General features: G+C 57.8%; 3 protein-coding genes. 1 reads left to right on the top strand and 2 read right to left on the bottom strand.

Translation table 11 applies throughout. The features are described from left to right. Nucleotides 1-332 (bottom strand): hypothetical protein (locus tag EXE42_RS15755; protein WP_137706935.1); only part of this gene is annotated, 332 nt, incomplete at its 3' end. A 44-nt stretch (nt 333-376) separates the two neighbouring features. Between EXE42_RS15755 and EXE42_RS15750 the strand changes: the two genes are divergently transcribed. Continuing rightward, nucleotides 377-607, top strand: a complete 231-nt coding sequence (locus EXE42_RS15750) for a hypothetical protein (RefSeq protein WP_137706934.1) — start codon at nt 377-379, stop codon at nt 605-607. 7 nt (nt 608-614) lie between these two features. Here the strand turns inward: EXE42_RS15750 and EXE42_RS19685 are convergent. Then, nucleotides 615-1,140 (bottom strand): hypothetical protein (locus EXE42_RS19685; protein WP_206750738.1); only part of this gene is annotated, 526 nt, incomplete at its 5' end.

Below are 1,140 nucleotides of genomic sequence, written 5' to 3'. Positions count from 1 at the left end.
AGGGGGTGAGAGACGATCCGCTCGCCCGCCGTCACGTCCTCGCTGTTGGTGGGCGGCAGGGGACTTCCGATGACAACGGCTTCGTTCTCGTCGGTGTACGCAAGGAGTACGGGCGTTCCTTCAGGCGGGACGTAGTAGTCGCCGTGTGTCGGTGGGATAACGGGGACGGGGGCGTCACTCGGTACTCGTGTTTCCGAGACGGTGACATGGTGAGCACCGTCTTCAGTCTGATCGGGGGCTGACGTAACGATCCCCATGTCCAAGAACGCGTACGCCTGTTGTGCCTCTGCGACTGCCTCACTCTGTTCGTGTGGTACTGTCTCGTCAACCATCTGTAACGTGAGGATTTTTCACTCGGACACGCGAACCGATACGTATGTCATTTGAAACGGCGACCCGCTTTCGGTGGGGTGAATACACGAAGACGTGGGTGCTCCGTGTGTTCGCAGCGTCAGTCATCTGCTCAATTGCTGTCCTCGGCCTCGCAACGCTCGGGTGGGTCGGCTTGGTCGTCGGTGGGGTGTTCTCAACAGCCGTCATCGGCGCTGTCCTGCTCTGGACAGTCGCAGAAATGATTGAGGATGGCCTCTCACACCCTGAATCCTAACCGTGGGCTACGCAGCAGTCGTCCAGTCGTATTGTTCGTAAGCGGGATCATCTGTCGGCTCTCCACCCGTCTCTGTGTCTCTGGTCGTGGATCGTGTCTCGATCTGTGAGGGATCAATAGCGATGGATACCTCGATCTCGGTTTGTGGGAGATTGTTGTTTGATGGCGTGATCCGATGCGTGGCTTCTTGAACCTCGTACTGGAGGGGGTTCACATCTGCCGAGACACCTGAACACGCGGGTGTTGCGCTGACACGGTCATATGGGCGGACCATTGGGGCCAACGAAAGCGTCATTGAGCCACCTGAAACCTCGTCAAGTGCCTGTTTGAGCTGTGACTTTGCCTCCGTCTCAAAACGCCCTGCGATTGTTGTCTTGGAGGTGTCTGACTCTGTCAGTTCTCCCCCGTACCGTTCAACGAGCGGGGGGTACGTTGCGACAGCCTCGGGGTATGAACTGCTGAACGGTGACTCAACAGATAACGGGCCAACAGTAGCGAGATTCTTCGTCGCGCCTTTTAGTCGGAGGGCGTTG

The sequence above is a fragment of the Halorubrum sp. SP3 genome (assembly GCF_005435195.1).
Lineage (GTDB): Archaea > Halobacteriota > Halobacteria > Halobacteriales > Haloferacaceae > Halorubrum > Halorubrum sodomense.
Note: the sequence above shows the minus strand (reverse complement) of the source record. Positions and strands in the feature narration are given on the sequence as shown.

Bases quoted from the DNA above. Each gene is read 5' to 3' on its own strand.
- EXE42_RS15750 (WP_137706934.1), top strand. From the start codon at position 377: ATGTCATTTGAAACGGCGACCCGCTTTCGGTGGGGTGAATACACGAAG.